Below are 318 nucleotides of genomic sequence, written 5' to 3' on the forward strand. Positions count from 1 at the left end.
TGTCATTAAAGAGCCAGCAGCTTGTTGACCAGTTAGCGAAAGAGCTTGATCACCCATTTGAATACCGGGCTCCCGGAAGCATCCTGGTTTGCGAAACGGAGAAGGAGATGGCGGCTGCGGAAAAATGGGTGCAGCAGCAAAAAGAAGCGGGGCTGCCCTTCCGCATGCTGGACCGTCAGGACATCCGCCAGGAATCTCCGTTTTTTGCCGACGATCTGCTTGGCGGACTGGAATGCGCCACCGATTCGACGGTAAATCCGTACATGTTAACCTTCGCGCTGTTTGACGGAGCGAGGAAACATGGGGCACAGGTGATGC

At 55.0% G+C, this 318-nt stretch carries 1 protein-coding gene; it reads left to right on the forward strand.

Annotated elements, in window-relative coordinates:
• Window positions 1-318: FAD-dependent oxidoreductase (locus MXD62_RS08135; protein ID WP_248828792.1), on the forward strand; the 318-nt coding region annotated here is incomplete at both ends.

Origin of the sequence: Frankia sp. Mgl5 (assembly GCF_023242985.1) — a bacterium.
Classification (GTDB): Bacteria; Actinomycetota; Actinomycetes; order Frankiales; family Frankiaceae; genus Parafrankia; species Parafrankia soli.